This window comes from Parerythrobacter lutipelagi (genome assembly GCF_005434975.1).
Taxonomy (GTDB): Bacteria; Pseudomonadota; Alphaproteobacteria; order Sphingomonadales; family Sphingomonadaceae; genus Parerythrobacter_A; species Parerythrobacter_A lutipelagi.
Genome location: NZ_SKCJ01000002.1, coordinates 917,063 through 939,123 on the forward strand (window position 1 = coordinate 917,063; position 22,061 = coordinate 939,123).

At 57.1% G+C, this 22,061-nt stretch carries 21 protein-coding genes; 8 read left to right on the plus strand and 13 right to left on the minus strand.

Features of this window, described 5'->3' with window-relative positions; translation table 11 throughout:
• Positions 1–57: 57 nt before the first annotated feature.
• Genes E0502_RS12735 through hppD form a run of 3 tightly spaced genes read right to left on the minus strand, consistent with a single transcriptional unit; the run spans position 58 to position 2,691 of the window.
• On the minus strand, positions 58–960 hold the full coding sequence (locus tag E0502_RS12735; RefSeq protein ID WP_240049070.1) for a mechanosensitive ion channel family protein: 903 nt from the start codon (positions 958–960) through the stop codon (positions 58–60).
• A gap of 55 nt (positions 961–1,015) precedes the next feature.
• A complete protein-coding gene (locus E0502_RS12740; protein ID WP_137678366.1) occupies positions 1,016–1,588 on the minus strand; it encodes a VOC family protein in 573 nt (190 codons plus the stop codon).
• Positions 1,585–2,691 (minus strand): 4-hydroxyphenylpyruvate dioxygenase, encoded by a 1,107-nt coding sequence (gene hppD, locus E0502_RS12745; RefSeq protein WP_137678367.1) that lies wholly within the window; start codon positions 2,689–2,691, stop codon positions 1,585–1,587. Before hppD ends, E0502_RS12740 begins: the two co-directional genes overlap by 4 nt.
• Positions 2,692–2,820: 129 nt before the next feature.
• On the opposite strand from hppD, the gene E0502_RS12750 reads away from it, so the two are divergent.
• The 4 genes from E0502_RS12750 (at position 2,821) to E0502_RS12765 (ending at position 6,990) form a co-directional block, all read left to right on the plus strand.
• The gene (locus tag E0502_RS12750) at positions 2,821–3,990 is read left to right on the plus strand and encodes an acyl-CoA dehydrogenase family protein (protein ID WP_137678368.1); all 1,170 of its coding nucleotides are present in this window, start codon (positions 2,821–2,823) and stop codon (positions 3,988–3,990) included.
• A gap of 103 nt (positions 3,991–4,093) precedes the next feature.
• Entirely contained in the window at positions 4,094–4,363 is a 270-nt protein-coding gene (locus E0502_RS12755; protein ID WP_137678369.1) for an FtsB family cell division protein, read from the plus strand.
• 134 nt (positions 4,364–4,497) lie between these two features.
• Positions 4,498–5,598, plus strand: a complete 1,101-nt coding sequence (gene pdhA, locus E0502_RS12760; protein WP_137678370.1) for a pyruvate dehydrogenase (acetyl-transferring) E1 component subunit alpha — start codon at positions 4,498–4,500, stop codon at positions 5,596–5,598.
• A gap of 3 nt (positions 5,599–5,601) precedes the next feature.
• The gene (locus tag E0502_RS12765) at positions 5,602–6,990 is read left to right on the plus strand and encodes a pyruvate dehydrogenase complex E1 component subunit beta (protein ID WP_137678371.1); all 1,389 of its coding nucleotides are present in this window, start codon (positions 5,602–5,604) and stop codon (positions 6,988–6,990) included.
• A gap of 20 nt (positions 6,991–7,010) precedes the next feature.
• On the opposite strand, the gene E0502_RS12770 is transcribed toward E0502_RS12765, so the two are convergent.
• The 6 genes from E0502_RS12770 to E0502_RS12795 form a co-directional block, all read right to left on the minus strand.
• Positions 7,011–7,688, minus strand: a complete 678-nt coding sequence (locus tag E0502_RS12770) for a pilus assembly protein (protein WP_137678372.1) — start codon at positions 7,686–7,688, stop codon at positions 7,011–7,013.
• Between the two features lie 41 nt (positions 7,689–7,729).
• Positions 7,730–8,311 carry a TadE/TadG family type IV pilus assembly protein gene (locus E0502_RS12775; protein WP_161593778.1) on the minus strand — a complete coding sequence of 194 codons (582 nt, stop codon included), beginning with the start codon at positions 8,309–8,311 and terminating at the stop codon, positions 7,730–7,732.
• A complete protein-coding gene (locus tag E0502_RS12780) occupies positions 8,308–10,272 on the minus strand; it encodes a Tad domain-containing protein (RefSeq protein ID WP_137678374.1) in 1,965 nt (654 codons plus the stop codon). Before E0502_RS12780 ends, E0502_RS12775 begins: the two co-directional genes overlap by 4 nt.
• A gap of 123 nt (positions 10,273–10,395) precedes the next feature.
• Entirely contained in the window at positions 10,396–10,842 is a 447-nt protein-coding gene (locus E0502_RS12785) for a TadE/TadG family type IV pilus assembly protein (protein WP_137678375.1), read from the minus strand.
• Positions 10,839–11,246 carry a TadE/TadG family type IV pilus assembly protein gene (locus tag E0502_RS12790; protein WP_240049071.1) on the minus strand — a complete coding sequence of 136 codons (408 nt, stop codon included), beginning with the start codon at positions 11,244–11,246 and terminating at the stop codon, positions 10,839–10,841. The genes E0502_RS12785 and E0502_RS12790 overlap by 4 nt, the downstream gene beginning before the upstream one ends.
• 47 nt (positions 11,247–11,293) lie before the next feature.
• Entirely contained in the window at positions 11,294–12,511 is a 1,218-nt protein-coding gene (locus E0502_RS12795) for a pilus assembly protein TadG-related protein (protein WP_240049084.1), read from the minus strand.
• A 247-nt stretch (positions 12,512–12,758) separates the two neighbouring features.
• On the opposite strand from E0502_RS12795, the gene E0502_RS12800 reads away from it, so the two are divergent.
• Positions 12,759–13,421, plus strand: coding sequence for a hypothetical protein (locus tag E0502_RS12800; RefSeq protein WP_137678378.1), 663 nt, complete (start codon positions 12,759–12,761; stop codon positions 13,419–13,421).
• A gap of 32 nt (positions 13,422–13,453) precedes the next feature.
• Positions 13,454–13,915, plus strand: a complete 462-nt coding sequence (locus E0502_RS12805; protein ID WP_137678379.1) for a hypothetical protein — start codon at positions 13,454–13,456, stop codon at positions 13,913–13,915.
• Here the strand turns inward: E0502_RS12805 and trmFO are convergent.
• Complete coding sequence (gene trmFO, locus E0502_RS12810; protein WP_137678380.1) at positions 13,912–15,279, minus strand: methylenetetrahydrofolate--tRNA-(uracil(54)-C(5))-methyltransferase (FADH(2)-oxidizing) TrmFO; 1,368 nt, start codon at positions 15,277–15,279, stop codon at positions 13,912–13,914. The genes E0502_RS12805 and trmFO overlap by 4 nt on opposite strands.
• 64 nt (positions 15,280–15,343) lie before the next feature.
• Between trmFO and E0502_RS12815 the strand changes: the two genes are divergently transcribed.
• Complete coding sequence (locus tag E0502_RS12815; protein WP_137678381.1) at positions 15,344–16,012, plus strand: lysoplasmalogenase family protein; 669 nt, start codon at positions 15,344–15,346, stop codon at positions 16,010–16,012.
• Here E0502_RS12815 and E0502_RS12820 read toward each other — a convergent pair.
• Positions 16,009–16,845, minus strand: coding sequence for a TauD/TfdA dioxygenase family protein (locus E0502_RS12820; RefSeq protein WP_137678382.1), 837 nt, complete (start codon positions 16,843–16,845; stop codon positions 16,009–16,011). The two genes, E0502_RS12815 and E0502_RS12820, sit on opposite strands and share 4 nt — an antisense overlap.
• A gap of 3 nt (positions 16,846–16,848) precedes the next feature.
• Positions 16,849–19,560, minus strand: a complete 2,712-nt coding sequence (gene gyrA, locus E0502_RS12825) for a DNA gyrase subunit A (protein WP_240049163.1) — start codon at positions 19,558–19,560, stop codon at positions 16,849–16,851.
• A gap of 365 nt (positions 19,561–19,925) precedes the next feature.
• Here gyrA and E0502_RS12830 point away from each other — a divergent pair, with 365 nt between their 5' ends.
• Positions 19,926–21,245 carry a hypothetical protein gene (locus E0502_RS12830; RefSeq protein WP_161593779.1) on the plus strand — a complete coding sequence of 440 codons (1,320 nt, stop codon included), beginning with the start codon at positions 19,926–19,928 and terminating at the stop codon, positions 21,243–21,245.
• Positions 21,246–21,307: 62 nt separating this feature from the next.
• Here the strand turns inward: E0502_RS12830 and E0502_RS12835 are convergent, their stop codons facing one another.
• Entirely contained in the window at positions 21,308–22,036 is a 729-nt protein-coding gene (locus tag E0502_RS12835; RefSeq protein ID WP_137678385.1) for an NYN domain-containing protein, read from the minus strand.
• Between the last annotated feature and the right edge of the window lie 25 nt (positions 22,037–22,061).

A 22,061-nucleotide genomic window follows, 5' to 3' on the forward strand; every position in this document is an offset into this window, starting at 1 on the left:
TGCGAATTGCAACGCTCTAGGTGAGTTACCGGAGGACCGCTATCGACAATCGACTCCTCAGCTGCGTTCGAGCGGGATTTTCTCTTTGAAAGTGTGCGTGATGTACGGGAACGGTATCTCGATCCCTGCCTCGTCGAGATCACGCTTGATCGCGCGAATGACCTTGTCGCGTGAAACATGTCCATCGCGCGGCTTGGAGCCGGCCCACCAGCGAACCTTGAAGTCGACCGAACTGGAATTGAATTCGGTGGCAAAGACATCGATGCCTTTGTCCGCGTCGACATCCTCGACGCTTTCGACCGCTTTGAGAATGACTTCTGCTGCGTGATCGAGATCGGTATCGTAGGAGACGCCTGCTACAACTTCATGCCGGCGCTGTGTTACATCGGTGAGGATCTCCACCGGGTTCTTGAACAGCATGGCATTGGGCACCAGCGTCACTTCGCCCGAAAGCTTGCGGACATAGGTTTCACGCAAGGTGATATGTTCGACCTTGCCGGTGATCCCTTCACATTCGATGACATCGCCGATGCGCATTTTCTCGCGCAGCATGATCAGCACGCCGGCAAGGAAGTTTTCGAAGATGTCCTGAAATGCGAAGCCAATTGCAACCGCGCCGATGCCAAGGCCAGCGACGAGGCTGGCTGGCGTCATGCCCGGCATGACCACGATCAATGCGACCATCAGACCGATGATCCAGATCAGCAGCTTCACGACTGTGTCGATCAGGTTCTTGAGGCTCGGACGAATTTCCGTGGTGCCCACCAGACCGTTAGCGATCCTCACAGCGAATTTCGCGATAAGCCACGTGACCAGGACAATGACCAATCCGATCGCCAGATTGGGGAGGGCGTGAACAAAGCCCTCCGCCATGTTGACGAGCTGATCCTGCAAGGTCGAAATCGTGTTGACGGTCGCGTCGAACGTTTCGCCGGACGCAGCGGCATTCATTGAAAGCATGGAACCCCCTTATTTACCCGACCAACGATAAATCGGGCGGAGGGTTCCGGCTTCTTCAGTCGGTCGCTTTTACCGCGTGTTCCTTGCGCGCGATTTCATGCAGCCAGGCTGCATGTTGCGGGGCCTTTTTTGTCTCGCTCCATTCTTCCAGCATCGGCATGGCGACGCGCTTCAGCTCGGCATACTGCTCGTCGGTCCCGATATCGGCGGCGAGTTCCACCCGGTGGCCGTTCGGATCGAAGAAATAGATCGACTTGAAGATGCCGTGGTGCGTCGGGCCCAGCACATCGATGCCCTGTGCTTCGACATGATCCTTGGCGGCCAGCAATTCTGCTTCGCTGCCAACGCGAAAGGCCAGGTGCTGCACCCATGCGGGCGTGTTCTCGTCGCGGCCCATTTTCTTCTGGTTCGGCAGTTCGAAAAAAGCGAGAATGTTGTCATTCCCCGCGTCGAGAAAGACATGCATGTACGGGTCGTATTCGCCGGTGGAGGGGACATGGTCTTCACTGAACGCGCTGGTGTATTCCATGCCCAGAACGTCACGATACCATTCGACGGTCTCTTTCGCGTCCTTGCAGCGATAGGCAGCGTGGTGGACACCGCCAAGTTTGACCGGGTGCCTGGTCATACCGCCGGTTCCACTTCATCGATCGTCAGCGCGCCGCGCTTGATCTGGTCGCGCTCCATGCTTTCGAACAGCGCTTTGAAGTTGCCTTCGCCGAAGCCTTCGTCGCCCTTGCGCTGAATGAATTCGAAAAACACAGGGCCAACCTGAGCTTCCGCGAAAATCTGCAGCAACAAGCGGGGCTGACCACCGTCGGTCGTCCCGTCGAGCAGAATGCCGCGCATCTTGAGTTGGTCGACATCTTCGCCATGGCCCGGAAGACGCTCATCGAGCATCTCGTAATAGGTTTCCGGCGGCGCGGTCATGAACGGTACGCCCAGCTGCTTGAGGTTGTCCCAGCATTTGACCAGATCGTCGCAAATCAGCGCGATGTGCTGGATACCTTCACCGTTGAATTCCTTGAGGAACTCTTCAATCTGGCCTTTGCCGCCATCACCTTCTTCATTGAGCGGAATGCGGATCTTGCCATCTGGTGCAGTCAGGGCCTTGGAGGTAAGGCCGGTGTACTCGCCCTTGATATCGAAGAAGCGGATCTCGCGGAAATTGAACAGCGTTTCGTAGTAGTCCGCCCAGTATTTCATCCGGCCGTTGTACACGTTGTGGGTCAGGTGATCGATCACGTTGAAGCCCGCGCCGACCGGGTGTTTTTCAACACCAGGAAGATATTCGAAGTCGATATCGTAGATCGACAAATGATTGCCATCTTCGCTCTCGTAACGGTCAATCAGGTAAACGATAGCTCCGCCGATGCCGCGAATTGCCGGAATGTGAAGTTCCATCGGGCCGGTCTGGACCGCGACAGGTTCAGCGCCGCGCTCGAGCAATTCAGCATAGGCCTTGCGGGCATCACGAACGCGGAAGCCCATGCCACAGGCTGATGCGCCATGCTCGCGGGCAAAGTACCATGCGGCGCTTTTCGGTTCATAATTCAGAATCAGATTGATCTGACCCTGGCGCCACAGGTCGACATCCTTCGAGCGGTGCTTTGCCACCAATGTGAAGCCCATCGCTTCGAAAACCGGTTCGATCATGCCTTTTTCCGGCGCACAGAATTCAACGAACTCGAAGCCGTCAAGGCCAATGGGATTCTCGAAAAGATCGGACATAATGTTGGAAGCCTCCTGAATATGGTTTCAGTTGTAACCAGTTTCCCGCAAATTTGCAAGGGGTTTGGTGGTTTGACACTATGAGACATCGCGCTAATCGCTCATTCGGTCGCACAAACTGGAGAGAGCATGATCAGCAGTCCGCAGGAACGCGAAGACCTGGCCGAAATCCGCCGCGCCGTTCGCTCGTTGTGCGAGGAGTATCCGGGTGAGTACTGGCGCGAGAAAGACCGTGAGCGGGCCTATCCCGGCGAATTCGTCGATGCGTTGACGAAGGCGGGTTTTCTCGCCGCGCTGATCCCTGAAGAATTCGGCGGCAGCGGGCTTAAACTCGATGCCGCTGCGGTGATCATGGAGGAGATTCAGGCCGCGGGCTGCAACGGTGCTGCGGCACACGCGCAGATGTATGTCATGAACACCTTGCTGCGTTATGGCAGCGAAGAGCAAAAGCTCGCGTATCTACCCGGTATTGCGGCGGGCGAGTTGCGGCTCCAGGCATTTGGCGTATCCGAACCGACGAGCGGCACGGACACGCTGTCGCTCAAGACTCGCGCGGTCCGTGACGGTGATGACTATGTCATAAACGGCCAGAAGATCTGGACGAGTCGCGCCGAACATTCCGATCTGATGGCGCTGCTTGCCCGAACAACCCCGCGGGACCAGGTCGAAAAGAAGACAGAAGGCCTTTCGCTGTTCCTGGTCGATATGCGCGAAGTGGTCGGCAACGGCATGACGATCAAGCCGATCCGCACGATGATGAACCACTCGACGACCGAGGTATTCTTCGACGACATGCGGATCCCTGCGACATCGCTGATCGGTGAGGAAGGCAAGGGCTTCCGCTATATTCTGTCAGGCATGAACGCCGAGCGTATTCTGATTGCAGCTGAATGCATCGGCGATGCGAAGTGGTTTATCGAGAAGGCCAGCAATTATGCCAAAGAGCGCACTGTGTTCGGTGCCCCAATCGGGAAAAATCAGGGAATACAATTCCCTATTGCCCGTTGTTATGCCCAGATGCGCGCTGCAGAACTGATGGTTCATCATGCCGCAAAGGTCTACGACCAAGGCGGAAATACCGGCGCCGAGGCCAACATGGCAAAGATGCTGGCGAGCGAGGCAAGCTGGGCTGCGGCCGACATGTGCGTCCAGACCCATGGCGGATTTGGCTTTGCCGAGGAGTACGACGTCGAGCGCAAGTTCCGCGAGGCGCGGCTGTATACTGTGGCACCGATATCGACAAACCTGATCCTCAGTTACCTGTCCGAGCACGTACTCGGCCTGCCGCGTTCTTACTGATTTTCAGAAATAGCGCTTGATCTGTTGAATCAACTGTGATTCTAAGGTCGGCGTGACGCGAGAGGGACACCGGATTTCACTGCCGAGAGAGCAGTTTGTGCAGATGGCTGCCTTGTGCCTCCTGTTGCTCCTCGCAGGTCTGGCCATTGCCGGGCCAAGTGGCCTGCTGGCCTGGGGTGAGAACTCGCAACTGCTGGAGCAGCGCCGGGCAGAAGTTGCTGAACTTGCCGAGCAGCGTGATGATTTGCAAAATCTCGTTGCCTTGCTCGATCCCGATCATGCCGATCCCGATCTGGTCGGCGAGCTGCTGCGCCGCAACCAGAACATGATCCACCGCGATGAGGTTGTCCTGACTCTGCCCGAAGCAGAGTAAGGCTCGCACTGGCCTGCCAATTTGCCGAGTTTTCGTATGCACGGGCGATCCACCCGTTGCGTGACGTTACGTCTTGCGCCAAGAGACGGGCATAAGCCTCTCGAGGTATAACGACAAAACGAGGATGATCCGCTTTGGCCAAGAAGCCCCGGACCAAGAAAGCCCCCGCGAAGGGAAAGGCGTCGTCAAAAAGCCAGCCGGTCGCGACCCCGGAAGATTTCGTCCTGCACAGCCTGCAGGAAGAGCATGAGAAATCTCCGAAATTCGATGCAAGCCCTGAGCAATTGCTGCATTTCTATGAGCAGATGCTGCTTATCCGTCGGTTCGAGGAAAAAGCGGGCCAGCTCTACGGTCTGGGTCTCATCGGCGGTTTTTGCCACTTGTATATCGGCCAGGAGGCGGTTGCGGTTGGACTGCAATCAGCGCTCACCGAACAGCTCGACAGTGTGATCACCGGCTACCGTGACCATGGCCACATGCTTGCTTACGGGATCGATCCCAAGGTTATCATGGCGGAGCTGACCGGGAGGCAAGCTGGGATCTCGAAAGGGAAGGGCGGCTCGATGCACATGTTCAGCACCGAGCACAAATTCTTCGGCGGCCACGGGATCGTGGGCGCGCAGGTCGCGCTGGGCGGCGGATTGGCGCTGGCCCATCAATACAATGAGGACGGCGGCCTGTGCCTTGCCTATTTCGGCGACGGTGCAGCGAACCAGGGGCAGGTGTACGAAACCTTCAATATGGCAGCCCTGTGGAACCTGCCGATCGTTTTTGTGATCGAGAACAATGGTTATGCGATGGGCACCGCGGTAACACGGAGCTCGGCTGAGACCGAGTTCCACCGCCGCGGCACGGCCTTCCGAATTCCGGGGATGGATGTGAACGGAATGGACGTGCTCGAAGTACGCAACGCAGCCGAGATTGCGTTCAAGCATGTGCGCGATGGCAAGGGGCCGGTGCTGATGGAGCTCAACACCTATCGCTATCGCGGCCACTCGATGTCCGATCCTGCCAAATATCGCACGCGCGAAGAAGTGCAGGAGAAGCGCGATCACCACGATCCGATTGATGGCTTGAAGAAGGTGTTGCTGGAGAGCGGCAAGACTGAGGAAGAGATCAAGGCAATCGACAAGAATATTCGCAAGATTGTCTCGGAAGCGGCTGATTTTGCAGAAAATTCACCGGAGCCAGAGGCTTCCGAACTCTACACCGATGTGCTGGTGGAGGAGTATTGAGCCATGGCGATTGAACTCAAGATGCCCGCGCTGTCCCCGACCATGGAGGAAGGTACGCTCGCCAAATGGTTGAAGCAGGAAGGCGATGCGATCGAGCCCGGCGATATCATCGCGGAGATCGAAACCGACAAGGCGACAATGGAATTCGAGGCCATCGATGAAGGCACGCTGGCCAAGATCATGGTCGAAGAAGGCACGGAGAATGTCGCAGTCGGCACGGTGATCGCGATGATTGCCGGCGAAGACGAAGACGAAAGCGATGTATCTTCCCCGGCCGCAACCGAGACAGCAGCCGATGTCCCGGGCGAGGGCAAGGACGTTGGCCGCTCGGACGAAGATGGCTCGATTACGCCGGAAAAACCCAAGAGCCAGCCGAAAGCCGACCCGGAGATACCCCACGGGACCAATATGGCGAGCATTCCCGTTCGTGAAGCGCTGCGCGATGCAATGGCCGAGGAAATGCGCCGTGACGAACGCGTTTTCGTGATGGGTGAAGAAGTCGCGCAGTACCAGGGGGCCTACAAGGTTACGCAGGGCTTGCTGGATGAATTCGGTCCGAAACGCGTAATCGACACACCGATTACCGAGTACGGATTTGCCGGCATCGGCACAGGCGCCGCCATGGGTGGTTTGCGCCCGATCGTCGAGTTCATGACATTCAACTTCGCGATGCAGGCGATCGATCACATCATCAATTCGGCTGCCAAGACCAACTACATGTCGGGCGGTCAGATGCGCTGTCCGGTCGTGTTCCGCGGGCCGAACGGTGCCGCCAGCCGCGTTGGTGCCCAGCATAGCCAGAATTACGGTCCGTGGTACGCCAGCGTGCCGGGGCTTATCGTGATTGCACCGTATGATTCATCTGACGCAAAAGGATTGTTGAAGGCTGCCATCCGCAGTGAAGATCCGGTCGTATTCCTCGAGAACGAACTGCTTTACGGCAAGAGCTTTGAACTGCCCGAACTCGACGATCATGTCCTGCCGATCGGCAAAGCACGGATCATGCGGGAAGGATCCGATGTAACCATTGTCAGCTATTCGATCGGGGTGGGTTTCGCGCTCGAAGCTGCGGAGACGCTGGCGGGCGAAGGAATCGAAGCCGAAGTCATCGATCTGCGCACGCTGCGTCCGCTGGACAAGCAAGCGGTGCTGGACAGCCTGGCCAAAACCAACCGCCTGATCATTGCGGAAGAGGGCTGGCCGACTTGCTCGATCGCGTCCGAGGTACAGGCGATCTGCATGGAAGAGGGATTCGACCATCTCGATGCGCCGGTGCTGCGGGTGTGTAACGAAGATGTCCCGCTACCCTATGCGGCCAATCTCGAGAAGCTCGCGTTGATCGATGCTTCGCGCATCGTCGAAGCGGTGAAAAAGGTCTGCTACAAGGATTGATCCTGGGCTGGAGCGAGAACTCAGAACTTCCAGTCCCAGCCGCCGCTCTCTCTTCGCGGGCTCTCATGCGTCCGGAAGCGCTCATATTTGTCACAGGTTGCCGGATCGTCGGGGAGCAGTGGATTCTTCTGATAAATCTCTCGAAGGTCTCTGCTCTCGCGCACGATGAATGAGCCATAGGTTGTGATTATGCGATCCGAAATGAATGCATCGGTGATTATCGGTTGATATTCATAAGCGACTTCGACGAAAATCACCGCGCCGCCCGGTGGCGCCATCACTTCTTCGCCGCTCGGACCCATTCCTGTGAATGATGGGTCACCCTTGCCGTCACCTTCCTTGCCGAATTGCGGTTCGTACTTCAGTTTCCCCATGCAACGTTGCCAGTGAATGTATTGTTGGGCTTCGGCATCATCGTCGGGATCAGTTTCAAGGCTCGATAGAACCACTCGGCCATGTTGGAATATGTCGAGTTGCTCACCCATCTGCAAGTCCGCCCCGCGCATCAGGTCGGTGACGTCGATTTCATAGATCCGCCTATCCTGAAGCAGCGTTTCGTCACCGATACGCGAGGCGTTATCCGCAATCATCATAGATGACTGGCTTACCTTCATGTGTGTGATCGCGAGGTTTGCGGACTCGAGGCCGAACAGCCCTGCCGTCAGCACCAACGGGGCAGAAAGGGCAAGTTCTGTCATTGCCATGCCACCCGTATCGCGAAGTAGCTTGCGCAAAATCCTCATCTGCAGTTCCGAATTACTATTCTACGATCACGTTCACGATAAGGCTGGTTGCGAAGCAGTGTGGTCCCAACAACTTCATTCTGCTTTGACCAGCCTGAGAGATTCGGCATCGGGAACAGTCGATCGTAGGTCACCGCGACCTGAAATATCACGACCTCACCGGCCTTGCCTTGGCCGTCCTTGCCATTGGCATGGTCGTGTGTACCACTTTCGTTGAGGTCTTCGAAGGGTTCACCGTCATTACAGATGCCGTCATTGTTTAAATCGGTGAAGAGCTCAAGCCGGTTGATGTTCATGTATTCCATGTGGTTTTTGCGGTTGAACGTCACAGTCGCCATTGGCGCGACGGTCCGGATCGTTTGGCGAACGTTTGCTTCGATCTGATTATGTCGCGCCGACTCCATCGTAGAGTCGCGCGCGGCCTCCTGAATTGCACCATTCACGATCGACTGGACATACATCGTATGTCCAAGCTCGCAGAGACCAAACATCAGCATGAGAAAAGTCGGCGCGATCAGGGCGAATTCCACAATAGCGGCCCCATCTTGGTCGCGAAAAATGGATCGTTGATTGCTCACTCGGATATCCTCAGATTACCGAAGGATTCTGATATCTTACGAAATGCAGTTTTCAGTTGGTCAGCGTCCGAGGCCTCGAAATAGCGGCCTGCACCAGCGCACTTGATCATGGCGTCGTTCGCAGTTGTGCCGAACGCGATGACCCATACGTTGATGTTGCGCTTTTTGACTTCGTTGCAAGCGATGAGGAACCGCGCATCGACCGTCTCCACCAGTGTGTTGGTCGAGGACTCGTCCCAACGGCGTCGATCGAGCGCTTCGACGCCATATGCGCCATAGGCGATGTCGTACGGCTCGGTCTGACCGTCTGTTAGGAAAATCAGGTTGCGGTTAGTGGGCTTGTCAAAACTAACGTCTCTGTTTTCTATTGCGAAAAGTCCAGACGGCGAGATCAGGCGTCCGGCCCATATCATGCCGATGTCGTGATAGGTGGCCCCCGCAGGGTTCAGTGTAGATAAGTATGTGTCGAGTGCGCCTTCGCTCAATTCTTGCAGCTTCTGTGCTTTGGGAGGGCAATCGGAAAACCACCATGTTCCGGTGCGGGCGAAGGTGCTCGTTGAACGAACCTCTTCCTGGATGATCGATCCGTTGCCCGAGCTGTTGAGTGAGCGAACGTATATTAAGTTCTGGTAATGCGGACGCCATTGAGTGTCAGGGTTTTTCGGGTCAGGAACGAGGTCGAGATCGAGGTCCAGCGCCCGCGTTAAGTCGACCGTAGCCGGGTCATCGATATGGTAAGTGTTACGTTCCTCGATGCATCCTGGTGTCTCGATACGCCATTGGCCCACTCTGCTTTTGATCGGTTTGTAGAGCCACTCGATGTTCACGCTCATTTTCGGATGGGTGATACGATCGAAGGTCTGCTTGTAATTGTCATAGGTTCGGCGCCGGACTTCACAGGTCGAACCAGAACGTGCCGTTGTGTAATCGATCCCGTTCTGGGTACGCTCGAATGTCTCAATAGTTTTCGTACCTGATGGCGGACCCAAGTAAGGTTCAGTCGCTGTAGCGATCAAGACATCATTTTGCGTAATCGTATCGGACGGCTGACTGCCGTCACAACGATAATAGCCGGAAGAGCCGCTTGACCCGCCCTGATCGCCGCTGCCACCAGAAGGCGGTGTGCCTGGGACCCAAGTCGCGGCGTAGGAGCTCTGTGTCATCCATGCGCTTGCAGTACCTGAAACGTATTTCCAGTTGTCGTAATATGTTGTGTTATACTCGGAGACGATATCGCCCGCCAGTTCGCGAGATTGGTATGTCCAATCACTTGCCACCCAGTTATTTTTAAGCAGATGGCCGACGTTCACATTGGTAGCGTAGGGCACAAAGCCGTAGCGTACGCGAATTCCCGACCCCTTGTTGCTTTCGAGGTTCGAGTGAAAATCGCGGATCACGTCTTTCAATGAGTCAATGCGCGATTTTGAATCGCCCGAATTGGTGTGACGCATTGAACCGGTAACATCGAGTGCCATCATCACATCTACATTGGAGAAGTTCATCTGGGCTTCACAACTCACCGCCACCGGAACCACATCGACGCCGAAGATCCCCATTACCGATGTTGGGACGTTGACTTCAGCAACGCCTGAGATCGACTGGTCTCGCTCGAGCGTCATGCGGAATTCACGATCTTCCGTGGCGTAATTTCCGTCGCGGAAGTTGATGTTGAAGAATCGGTCGCCGATCTCTTCGACCTCCTTCGGCAGTTTTGAGCTTGTCGTTGCGTCAATCGATCCGAGCTTCTTCCTCGCGGCAAGGACGCCGGAGTCACACGCCTGCTGAATCTTGGCGCTCGCCATGTAGGTACGGCTCATATCGACTGCGCCGCCTATCATTCCCAAGAGGGGGAGCAGAGCCGCTGCCACGAGTACCATGGTGTTGCCCGAACGATCATGCGCAAGCCGGTTCAGGAACGGGCCTGCCGGTTTCTTGTCACTGGATTTCAGGTTGATAGCCAAAGCCTCGTCTTCCTCAGGATCGCGATTAGGCTACAAGCCTTAGCTACCGGACGAAAATTCTTTGGAAACAGATATGGTTAAGGCAGCTTAAACTTGGGCCAGCGAGTTCACCTGTATCGGCGGCTAGCTGCTGCTTTCGACCACGAAAATGGGGCGGTCATAGGTTAACGTCTGCTGCGGCAGTTCGACGAACGGCAGAAAATCTTCGAGCGTGTAGGAGATCGCGACATTGATCTCTTTGGCGTCGGTAACGCGGCTAGTGTCGGCAGTCGTCACAGTGATCACCAAGCGGTCTGTATCGAGGAAATAGGGCGCGTTCACCGCGTCGCCAAGCAGCACGGACCGGATTGTCTCATTGTCGATCTCGTTGCCGCGCTGATACTCGATCATCGTGTATCGCGCGCTGTCCGAAGCGAGGGAGCGGACGGCGTTATAATTCTGCATGTACACGCCCATCTGGAACACGCCGATCATCATCGTGATGAGGAGCGGGGCGAGCAGGGCAAATTCTACGGCAATCGCGCCGCGAACATCGTGCCTGAAGCGTTTCATTTTCAGCGCACGCATCATGACAATTGCACGGTCCGTTCGACGTTGAAAGTGATCGTGTTGCCGACGCCGAACTCCGTCCACACCGGCGTGTAGCTGTCTGTGATGTCGAGCTCGATATAGGAAGAAACTACATCGTCTTCCGCGCAACTGTCAGCGTCCGTCACAGTGGTGGTGTTGGCATTGCAGCGATAGAAACGGGATACTGTAATCTGGTTGTCGGTCAGCCCGACTGACTCTTTGATGATATCACGGACTGTCGCTGTGTCGGTCGTCGCCCCCTGGACCGTGGCGAGCGCGATCACTTCACCTTCGGCCGCAGCGGTCTGCAATTCGTGCTGTCGCGAAACGATGTTGCTGACCTCGAACGTGCCGAGCCCCATCAGGATGAGGACGGGTGCAACGACAGCGGTTTCAATGGCCATCGACCCGTCGCGATTGCGGAACAGTGACGCAAGGCTTCGCAGCATTGTCATGCCACCAGCTTGATGTTCGGGGTGGAGGAGCCGACGCTGCTTGTCTTGTCTGTCGGGCACAGTGTCTCAAGGAAAGCGCCACCGCGAATGTCGATTGTCTGGGCGGAAATCTGGAGGCATTGCGCGACCACGTCTGCCGTACCGTTGATCCTGATATTGCCCGATGGCAAATAAATCAGCCCCTCGATAATCGAATTGGAGTTGCCGTTGAAGACATGATCCTGATCGGGATTGTTGTCGCGTTCCTCAAAAATCAGGATGTCCGAAAGCTTGTCCGCATCGTCTGCATAAGGCGTCCCCACAAAATCGGCAGCAGACATCGGAGTGAGGCGGAGTGAATTGCTGTTGCCGCTGCCACCAAGTTTGAGATGCGCACCGTTGCGCAGGACGAACATGACGCCCGATCCAGTGACGTTGTAATTGGCGGATAGGTCAAGCGTGCCGCCATCAATGACGTAAATACCGCTTGAAAGTGTTGTGGTGCACTTCACCACCAGGCCAGCGTAGGTACCCGGAAGCAGAGAGGCCTGCTTGTTGTTGCCATTGCCGGTGCAGCTATAGGTCCGGTCTGCGTCGTTGGTCGGGGTCTCGAGGTCAGCATAGATATCTTCGAGACCTTTGACCCCTTCAACCGCTATATCTTCGTTGTCTTCCGCGTCGATTGTCCCGCAAGCTACCAACAGGTCGGTTCGAACATCGGCGGATCCATCGATCTTGATTGCATCTTCCGAGCACGACAGAGCTGCGAGGCCGCATTGCGCTCGAACTGTAGCGTTGCCGCCAATTATCGTCCCGGTGCCGTTTTCTTTGAGCGAGACGAGGCAGGCGTTAAAGTCGAACCCTTCTGCAAAGCTTGCCTGGGCGGTAGCGCGGATCGTCGTCTTGTTGCCGGTCAGGAAGCTGCTGAATGGCAGCGCCTTGGTCGCGGTGCTTGTAACCACCAGCGAGTTGTCTGTGCCGCCGGCATAATCTGCAACACGGATCGACGGTTCGCTGTCAAAATCCGCTGTTTGCGAGATATTGGCTTCGTACTCCTGCAATGCGCGCGTGCTATATGTGTCTTCGCTTGCCTCACGTGCCAGAGCCCATGCGCCAGCGATAGCAGCCTGATCGACGGAATGTTGCAGTTCCCGCTGCCACATATACCATTGTGCGGTGTCAACAGCGAAACCCGCTCCTCCGATGAGTGAAGGCACACCGATAGCGACAAGCATGGTCGCGTTGCCCGATGTATTTCGCTTCAGTGCAGAGCAGAGCCTTCCCAGCGCTCCCATTGCAAGACCTCAAAATAGTTTCCAACTACCGTGCCCTATAAGAGACCATCGGTTCGAGACGTCTAAAAGAGGTTGGTTAAGATGGAGTATCCAAGGCCGCGACTCCGCAGAATCCCTAATGCCCGGAGGTAAATGCAACCGGACCGATCTGCTTGACAGCCGAGTTGGTTGCTAACAGGCCGACGGAATGAATTCCGGACTTTTGGATGGCTTGCCTCTGCTCCAGCAATTGGCATTGGCCCATGCGCCGCCGCAGCATAGACCGGCTGCCATATCCGCCTTTGCGCTCGACGCTCGGCTGGCGCAGTTTGTCAGCCAGGCGAGCGAGCCTCTGGTGGCTCAATTGCGATTGGCTTGGTGGCGGGACGAACTTGGCAAGCTGCCGGTGGATCGTGCGAAAGGCGATGCCGTGCTCGATATGCTCGGTTCAGACTGGACCAATGGTGAGGCAAAACTGGTTGCGCTGGTCGACGGGTGGGAACAATTGCTCGCTGAGCCACCCTTGCCAGCAGATGCTCTGGCTGAATTCGCGGCAGGCCGTTCGGCTGTCTTTGCCGGACTAGCAGGGCTTGCTGGTCATGAGAGCAATCACAGCGAAGCACAGCGCGCTGGCAGCATCTGGGCTCTCGGCGACCTTGCCGCCCACATGGCGGATGCGGACGAGCGGAACTTTGTGATCGGTCAAGCGCAAGCGCAAATCGAAGCACCTATCCGGCTGCCGCGCCCCCTACGCCACCTCACAATTATGGGAGAGATAGCCCGCCGGAGCTTGCTTCAAGGCGGCTCGGTTTTGTTGTCTAGCAGAGGCGACTATCTGACCATCGCAAGAATTGGACTGTTGGGCCGCTAGCGATTACTGCTGCTCTATTGGAGGGTGGTGCAATGAACAGGATTTTTCTTGGTGCGATCGGCGCATTGGTTCTTGCTGGTATCGGCTTGTTTTGGTGGCAGGGCAGGGCGCAGGTTGAGCAGGGAGCCCCGCCGCCTGAACCTGCGGTCACGGAAACGCCCCAGCCAGACATCCCGATCTCCGATCCGCAAGATCTGGAAGGCCCGGAACCGCCTGAGGCGACGGAGCTTTCCCGCGAACAGCGCCGCTTTTTTCGCTATGACCGCAACCGCGACCTGCGCATCACGCGCAATGAAATGCTATCTTCGCGCACCGATGCGTTCCGCAAGCTGGACAAAGACGGAAACAATCTGCTCACCTTCGAAGAGTGGGCAGTGGCGACTGTCACGCGTTTCGATACGGCCGATTCTGACAGGAATCGCGAACTGACGCAGGCGGAATTTGCCACGACTGCTCCGAAACGGTCTCCCGCCCGCCGTCGCTGTGCCTGTTAGGCGGGGACAGTTTCCAGCCGCTTCATCCAATCACCGAAATCGGCTTTTCCGCGCGAAGTGTAGGCCTCTTTGCGTTGCTTCTTGCCAACATCGTGCAGTGGATCGAACAGTCCGAAATTGACGTTCATCGGCTGGTAGGTTTCAGCTTCGGCATCGCCCGTGATGTGTGACAGCAAAGCGCCCATGGCGGTGCTTCGGGGTGGAGCCTGCCACGCTTCGCCAGCCAGCTCACGCGCTGTCATGATCCCCGCCAGCAAGCCGATTGCCGAGCTTTCGACATAGCCTTCGCAACCGGTAATCTGGCCGGCAAAGCGGACGTGATTTGCGCCCTTCAAGCGCAATTGCCGGTCGAGCACCATGGGCGAGTTCAAAAATGTGTTGCGATGCAGCCCGCCAAGCCGTGCAAACTCGGCATTCGCAAGGCCCGGTATCGTACGAAAAAGATCAACCTGCGCGGCGTATTTGAGCTTGGTCTGGAAACCGACCATGTTCCACAAGGTGCCGAGTTTGTTGTCCTGCCTGAGTTGCACGACTGCATATGGCCATCGGCCCTGCGGATATTCCGGCGTTACGTCGCGCGGATTGTCCAGCCCCACCGGTTTCATCGGACCATAGCGAAGCGTATCGACCCCGCGCGCCGCCATGACTTCGATCGGCATACATCCTTCGAAATAGGGAGTATCGGCTTCCCACTCCCGGAATTCTGTCTTGTCTCCGTCAATCAGCCCCTGATGAAATGCGAGATATTGCTCTTTCGTCATCGGGCAATTGATGTAGTCGCCGCCCTCGTTTGAGGCTTCGTTGCGCTTGTTCCAGCGGCTCTGGATCCAGCACACATCCATATCGATGCTATCACGGTGTACGATCGGTGCGATCGCATCGAAGAACGCCAAGCGGTCTTGCCCTGTCGCCTGCACAATGGATTCTGCCAGCGTTTGTGCGGTTAGCGGGCCGGTGCATACGATGGTTATGCCGGCTGCGGGGAGGGCATCGACTTTCTCGCGGACGATGGAGACGTTGGGATGTTCCCCCAAGGCCTGCTCCACTTGTGCGGAAAAGACATCGCGGTCGACCGCCATTGCGCTGCCTGCAGGGACCCGGGCAATTTCCCCTGCGCGCATGACGAGCGAGTCCAGTCGGCGCATTTCGTGGTGGAGCAGACCAACAGCATTCTTTTCATCATCATCCGAACGAAAGCTGTTTGAACACACGAGTTCAGCCAGCGCGTCGGTGTGGTGGGCAGGGGTGGTCTCACCGCTACCACGCATTTCCGACAGCCGGACTTTATAGCCGCGCTGTGCCAACTGCCAGGCGGCTTCGCTACCGGCGAGGCCGCCGCCGATGATGTGAACGTCATGGGTCATTGCCGCGCAGTTAGGCTTGCGCGGGGAGGGCATCAAGCCCTAGCGATATCCACAAGGAGAAGCGATGATGCCCAAACGCGTGCTGTCGGAACATCGGCCGTGGCTGCTGTGCAGCCTTGCTGCCTCGCTGGCTTTTTATCTCGTTTCCAAGCAGCTGGTTCTCAGTGAGCCGATGCCGGAACTGTATCAGGCTATCCTGAAAGGCGGCGGAGTCGGGTTTCTTGCCGTTTACGCATGGGTTCGACATTCGGAACTGTCTGCAAAGCTGATCTCCATCGTGATGGTTTTCGGCGCGCTTGGCGATGCGTTGCTCGACCTGTTTTTCGAAGTAGGCGCTGGCTTCTTTTTCGTCGGGCATCTTGTTGCCTGCCTGCTTTATCTCATCAATCGCCGCGCGAATTATCAGTTCAGTCAGATTGGCGCCTCGCTGGTCCTGTTCCTGATCACCCCTCTGGTATCCTGGCTGCTGACCCGAGATCCGCTTGTTTTGCTGTACTCGGTCGCGCTCGGGGCGATGGCAGGTTGCGCATGGGCAAGCCGCTTTTCGCGCTACCGGGTGGGCCTTGGTGCGGTTTTGTTCGTCGTGTCGGACTGGTTGATTTTCGCCGGCATGGGGATTTCGTCCGCCGAACCTCTCGCCAAATGGCTTGTCTGGCCCATCTACTATGCCGGGCAGTTTCTCATCGCGACGGGTATTATCCAGACCTTGCGCAGCGACCTGGCCAGCGCCTAGCCGCTGCTGGCGGCAATGGTTGTGCGGTGCAATTCGCGCCGGTGACCTTCGTAGCCGCCACTCGCCCGATGAAGGACGGAACGATTGTCCCACAAGACCAGCATGTCCGGTTCCCAGCGATGACGATAAACAAATTCGTCGCTAGTCTGCCATTGAGCCAGCTCGCTGAGCATGGTGAATGAGTCGGTCTGACTCATGCTTTCGATGCCGATGATGTACCCGAGGGTCGAGAAGATAGCTTCCTCTCCGGTTTCAGGATGCCTTGTGATCAGCGGATGATCGCGGGTCTCACGCGCGCTTTCATCGGGCCTGATGGCCATCGATCGGCCTTCGTCCTGCTCGCCATATGCCCCGTCGGGCGCGTAGGCGAGCTGTGCCGAGTGGATCGCTGTGTAAGTTCTCAACTCTTCTTTGCGGCTCTCCGGCAGCGCAGCAAAGGCGGCAATCTGGTCGGCGAAATAGGTGTCACCGCCTGTCGGCGGGATGTCGATTGCGAGCAAGCATGTACCGGCCGGCGGAACATCGAGGAAGCTCCAGTCACTGTGCCAGTTTTCCGCAAACAAGGGTGATTTCTCGTCGGCTTCGCGCAGGATCGCGGCAATGTGCTCGCGGCCTGCAATCGGTTCGAAGAAGGGATCGTCGCCAAAGCCGCCCATCGCAACAGTGAAGCGCTCAAGCGCATCATCGTCCATCGACTGTCGGGTGAAAGCGAGTACGCGGTGCTTGAGCCAGGCGGCCCGGATTTCCGCAACCAGTTCTGGATCGAGCGCTGCCGACAAATCGACTCCGTGCACAATGGCTCCGCAAGTCGCGCCTGTCGGCTCTATCCGCATCGTCTACCCTCCCGGTTCGTCCGGTATATTCCTGTCGCTGTGGGCGGTTGTGGTCGGAGTGGTTTCTTCCGTTCCTCTTCCGACCATTTCTTCGACTACCGCTTCTTCGGCCTCGTTTTCGGGGCTCTCGTCTTCATCGAGTCTTGCCACACTAACAATAGTTTCGCCTTTTGCTACGTTGAAAAGACGAACCCCGGCCGATCCTCGACCAATGACGCGCAAGCTGTCCAGCCCGATACGAATAAGCTTTGCCTGATCGGTTACCAGCATCAACTGGTCCGATTTAGTGGCGGTGAAGCTCGCGACAACCGGGCCATTGCGGGCGATGTTATCGATGTTGGTGATGCCCATTCCGCCGCGACCGGCTCGGCGGTATTCATAGGCGGAGGAAAGTTTGCCATAGCCGTTTGCACAGACAGTGAGGATAAACTCCTCGTCTTCAGCCATCGCGCTGTGTTCTTCCGACAACGGCGGGGCATCCTCGTCGGCCTTCCACGGCGCTGCGCGCAGATAGGCGTCACGCTCTTCCGGCGTTGCCGCGCCCCCCTTGAGGATCGAAAGCGATACTATCTCGTCGCCCTTTTCCTTGAATTTCATGCCGCGCACGCCGGTTGACGTACGCGAAACAAATTCACGTACATCCTCGCCGGAAAAGCGGATGGCTTTGCCCATTTTCGTGGCTAGCATCACATCGTCGCCGCTTTCGAGCAGGCGCACGCCGACGAGGTGGTCATCGCTTTCGTCGTCGAATTTCATGGCGAATTTGCCGTTCGAAGGAACGTTGGTGAAAGAATCCATCGAATTTCGCCGCACGTTGCCCTTGGCAGTGGCGAAAACTACATTGAGCGCGCCCCAGCTGGCTTCATCTTCAGGCAGCGGCAGAACAGTCTGGATTGTCTCGTCATCGTCGAGTGACGGGAGCAGATTGATGATCGGACGTCCACGCGTGGTGGGCCCGCCTTCCGGAAGCTTCCAAACCTTCAGGCGGTAAACCTTCCCCTTGGTGGAGAAGAACAGCACAGGATTGTGCGTGCTCGTAACAAAGAGTTCGCGCACCGCGTCCTCTTTCTTGGTTGCCATGCCGGAACGGCCCTTGCCGCCACGGTTCTGAGCCCGGAAAGTCGAGAGCGGGGTCCGCTTGATGTAGCCATCGAGTGTCACCGTCACGACCATCTCGTCGCGCTCGATCAGATCTTCGTCTTCCAGACCGTCCCATGCAGGTGCAATCTCCGACAGCCGCGGTGTGGCATAGGCTTCGCGTATCTCGACCAGCTCCTGGCGCAGAACCCCGTAGAGTTTGACCCGGTCGGCCAGGATCGAGAGATACTCCTCGATCGCAATCGACAATTCCTTGAGCTCGTCCCCAATCTCGTCGCGGCCCAGCGCCGTAAGACGGTGCAAGCGGAGTTCGAGGATAGCCTTGACCTGCCGTTCTGACAGTCGATAGGTGCCACCCTGTTGCTCGGCATCGGGTTCAATCGATTCAACCAAGCGAATATACTGCGCGATGTCGCCAATCGGCCATTCCTTCGCGCGCAGCTTGGCGCGGGCATCGGCCGGGTTGGACGATCCCCGGATCATCGCGACGACTTCATCGAGATTGGAAACAGCCACGACGAGGCCGAGCAAGATATGTGCCCGTTCGCGCGCCTTGTTCAATTCGAATTTGGTCCGGCGGGTTATCACTTCCTCGCGGAAAGCAATGAAAGCCTGGATGAAATCGCGCAGCGTCAAGGTCTCCGGGCGTCCGCCGCGGATCGCAAGCATGTTGGCCGGGAAGCTCGCTTGCGCCGGGCTGTAGCGCCAGATCTGGTTGAGCACGACCTCGGGGGAGGCATCACGCTTCAGATCGATCACGACCCGCACGCCTTCACGGCTCGACTCATCGCGAATATCGGCGACGCCTTCGATCCGCTTTTCCTTCGCCGCATCGGCAATTTTCTCGACCAGTCCGCTCTTTCCGACCTGATACGGGATCGACGTGAACACGATCGATTGCCGGTCCTTGCTGTTGGTCTCGATCTCGTGACGCGCACGCATCAGGATCGAGCCGCGACCGGTCGTATACGCCGCTCTTGCGCCTGATTGGCCGAGAATGAGCGGTGCCGTCGGGAAATCCGGGCCGGGGATATATTCGAACAGTTCTTCCGACGTGATCCCCGGATTCTCGATAAATGCGAGACAGCCGTCGATCACTTCGCCGAGATTGTGCGGCGGTACATTGGTGGCCATGCCCACGGCAATCCCGCCTGCACCGTTGACAAGGAGGTTGGGGAAGCGAGCGGGGAGGACGGTCGGCTCCTTGCGCGACCCGTCGTAGTTGTCTGTGAAGTCGACAGTATCCTTGTCGAGATCGTCGAGCAGGCTGTTGGCAACCTTGGCCAGGCGCGCTTCGGTATAACGCATGCTGGCCGGAGGATCCGGGTCCATCGAACCGAAGTTCCCTTGACCATCGATCAGCGGAACGCGGAGCGACCAGTCCTGCGTCATGCGTGCCAAAGCGTCGTAGATCGCGCTGTCGCCGTGCGGGTGATAGTTACCCATCACATCGCCGACGATCTTCGCACTCTTGCGGTAAGGTCGGCCAGCGACAAAGCCGCCTTCCTGGCTGGCAAACAGAATCCGGCGATGAACCGGTTTCAGCCCGTCACGCACATCCGGCAGGGCACGGCTGACGATCACGCTCATCGCGTAATCGAGATAGCTCGTCTTCATCTCGTCAACGATATCCACGCGAGTGTAATCGTCAGACGGAACGGGGGGATCGATATGTTCGGGTTCGTCGCTCAAGACAGGTCTTTTCAGCTACTTCCGCAGTGCGGATCGGGGGTCGCGTTGCAATGTAGGGGAAGGGGTGAGAAATCACCAGTTGCAGCGTCTCCGGACACATGGTTTTGCGATGGTTTTCCACACCTCACTGGATGGTCTGAAAGTTTGGACGCTAAAGCGCGTTCAAAGCCCGTTCAGCCGCAAGAACGTATCACCATTTGCAATACAGATCACGAAGCGGCAGTAGCGCGCATGTGAACCTTTTTCTGCCTATGAACGGCCCACCTAAATCACTCTTGGGAGACATCCGAATGTTTTCACTCGTCCGTAAGCCCGCACGCCATGCCGGCTCGAATATCGCTTACGCTATTGCGCTCGCCACCGGCGTCGCCGTGGGTGCCGTTGGCATTTCTGCTCCGGCTTATGCACAGAAGCAGCAGAAGCCGAAGAACAGCAAGGGCTTCATTACGGCGTATTCGCCGGTTCTCGAGCTCAGCAAGGCTGAGGCTCCCGATGAAGCTGCGCTGCGCGCTGGCATCGAAACGATGGTTGCCGCGATTGAAAACGAAGACGATCGCTATGCGGCTGGCGCATTCATCAACAATGTTGGCGTTACCTTGCAGGATACGTCGGTCCAGCAGCGCGGTATCTCGCTGATGATCGACAGCGGGAAAGTGCCGCCGGAACAGCTTGGCAAATTCTACTATACAGTCGGACAGCTCGCCTACAACAATGATGATTTTGGTGCTTCGAGAGAAGCTCTGATGCAGGCGGCAGCAATCAATTACACCGATTCCGACGTCATTCCGATTATCGCTGATACCTATTTTCAGGAAGATCGATATGAAGAAGGTGTAGCGTATTACAAAGGCGCAATCACCGAACGTCAGGCAGCAGGACAGACCCCACCGAAGGAGTGGCTGACCCGCGCGCTCGCCACGGCTTACAACAACGACCTTGCCATTCCGGCGATTGAATTTGCTGCCATGCAGGCACGATTCTACCCTTCAGCAACAGCTTGGCGCGATGCCATCAACATCCAGCGCAACCTGGTCCTTCTCGAAGGACCGGAGCTGCTCGATCTGATGCGCTTGGCCGACCGTGCTGGCACGATGGAAGGCAATCGTGATTATCTCGAATATGCCGACGCGGCGGATGTCCTTCGCGCGCCCGGAGAGGTAAAGCGTATCTTGGACAAGGGTATCGCAGCAGGCGCCGTAAACCGCAGCGAGCCGGCCATATCCGATGCGTTGAGCGCCGCGAGTTCGCGGATCGAAGGTGACAAGGCGGATCTTCCTGAACTGGAAGCGGAAGCACTAGGTGCTAGCTCCACCGCCGCGCTGACCTTGAGTGCAGCCGATGCGTTCCTTTCCTATGGATCCTATGACAAGGCCGAAGCGCTTTATCAGGCGGCGCTTCAGAAGCCCGGCGTCAACGCGTCGGCAGCGAATATGCGCCTTGGTATCGCTCAACTCGAACTGGGCAAGGTCGAAGAAGCAAAAGTGTCTTTCGGCAAGGTCACCGGCCAGCGGAAACCGATCGCGACACTATGGACGGTCTATGCCGATCAGCAAGCAAACGGCACGTCGGCAAGTGCTATGGAAGCGGCAGCAGATGCCACTGAGATGTAAGCTTCCGGCTGTAAATGAAGATGATAAGGCGCGGGGGAAACCTCGCGCCTTTTTCTTTGTCGCTAGCGAAGCCGCTTGACGGTAATTGCGCCATTGGAAGAGCGCTTTACATCGAACTGGTCGATTGCGTCGAACATGTCGGAAAGCCGCTTGAAACCGTAGTTTCTGACATCGAAGCTTGACCGGTTGCCGGCGATATTGCCCACTTCACTGAGCGAAGCGTAACCCTGCTCGTCACGCATTGCCGCCTTCCAAGCGTTGCCGAGCAGTTCGATCAGCTCTTCGTCGATGACCGACTTGCCTTGCGCAGCCTTGTCTTTCGGTGCTTCGTTCTCGTCGGAAGCGCCTTTGATCAGCGCATCGATATCGATAAAACGGGTGCACGCACTCTTGAACGCAGCCGGCGTTTTCTTGGTGCTGCCGAAACCATACACGATCAGTCCGTCCTGGCGCAGCCGGGTAACAAGCGGCGTAAAATCGCTGTCCGACGACATGATCCCGAAGCCATCGACTTTCCCTTGGTACAGCAGGTCGATCGCATCGATTGTCATCGCCATGTCGGTCGCGTTCTTGCCTGCGGTCAGGTCGAATTGCTGCTGCGGGCGGATCCCGTACTTGTGTGTGATCTTGTCCCAGTTCTGGAGGTTGTTCTTCGCGAAATTGCCATATGCTCGCTTGATGTTGACCTGACCGAGTTCGGCCATGACCGTTAGCACGGGATCAATACCCTTCGGGGTGGTGTTGTCCGCGTCGATGAGCAACGCGATGTTCTTCAGTTCTTGGTCTGACATGTAGGCAACATGGTTGCTGCACCGC

Bases quoted from the DNA above. Each gene is read 5' to 3' on its own strand.
- E0502_RS12755 (WP_137678369.1), top strand. From the start codon at position 4,094: ATGGCTGCCTTGTGCCTCCTGTTGCTCCTCGCAGGTCTGGCCATTGCC.
- E0502_RS12805 (WP_137678379.1), top strand. From the start codon at position 13,454: ATGAACAGGATTTTTCTTGGTGCGATCGGCGCATTGGTTCTTGCTGGT.
- E0502_RS12790 (WP_240049071.1), bottom strand. From the start codon at position 11,246: ATGGCCATTGAAACCGCTGTCGTTGCACCCGTCCTCATCCTGATGGGG.
- hppD (WP_137678367.1), bottom strand. From the start codon at position 2,691: ATGTCCGATCTTTTCGAGAATCCCATTGGCCTTGACGGCTTCGAGTTC.
- E0502_RS12835 (WP_137678385.1), bottom strand. From the start codon at position 22,036: ATGTCAGACCAAGAACTGAAGAACATCGCGTTGCTCATCGACGCGGAC.
- E0502_RS12795 (WP_240049084.1), bottom strand. From the start codon at position 12,511: ATGCTTGTCGCTATCGGTGTGCCTTCACTCATCGGAGGAGCGGGTTTC.
- E0502_RS12785 (WP_137678375.1), bottom strand. From the start codon at position 10,842: ATGATGCGTGCGCTGAAAATGAAACGCTTCAGGCACGATGTTCGCGGC.
- E0502_RS12830 (WP_161593779.1), top strand. From the start codon at position 19,926: ATGTTTTCACTCGTCCGTAAGCCCGCACGCCATGCCGGCTCGAATATC.
- E0502_RS12750 (WP_137678368.1), top strand. From the start codon at position 2,821: ATGATCAGCAGTCCGCAGGAACGCGAAGACCTGGCCGAAATCCGCCGC.
- E0502_RS12820 (WP_137678382.1), bottom strand. From the start codon at position 16,845: ATGCGGATAGAGCCGACAGGCGCGACTTGCGGAGCCATTGTGCACGGA.
- E0502_RS12800 (WP_137678378.1), top strand. From the start codon at position 12,759: ATGAATTCCGGACTTTTGGATGGCTTGCCTCTGCTCCAGCAATTGGCA.
- trmFO (WP_137678380.1), bottom strand. From the start codon at position 15,279: ATGACCCATGACGTTCACATCATCGGCGGCGGCCTCGCCGGTAGCGAA.
- E0502_RS12770 (WP_137678372.1), bottom strand. From the start codon at position 7,688: ATGACAGAACTTGCCCTTTCTGCCCCGTTGGTGCTGACGGCAGGGCTG.
- E0502_RS12765 (WP_137678371.1), top strand. From the start codon at position 5,602: ATGGCGATTGAACTCAAGATGCCCGCGCTGTCCCCGACCATGGAGGAA.
- E0502_RS12815 (WP_137678381.1), top strand. From the start codon at position 15,344: ATGATGCCCAAACGCGTGCTGTCGGAACATCGGCCGTGGCTGCTGTGC.
- gyrA (WP_240049163.1), bottom strand. From the start codon at position 19,560: ATGAAGACGAGCTATCTCGATTACGCGATGAGCGTGATCGTCAGCCGT.
- E0502_RS12735 (WP_240049070.1), bottom strand. From the start codon at position 960: ATGCTTTCAATGAATGCCGCTGCGTCCGGCGAAACGTTCGACGCGACC.
- E0502_RS12740 (WP_137678366.1), bottom strand. From the start codon at position 1,588: ATGACCAGGCACCCGGTCAAACTTGGCGGTGTCCACCACGCTGCCTAT.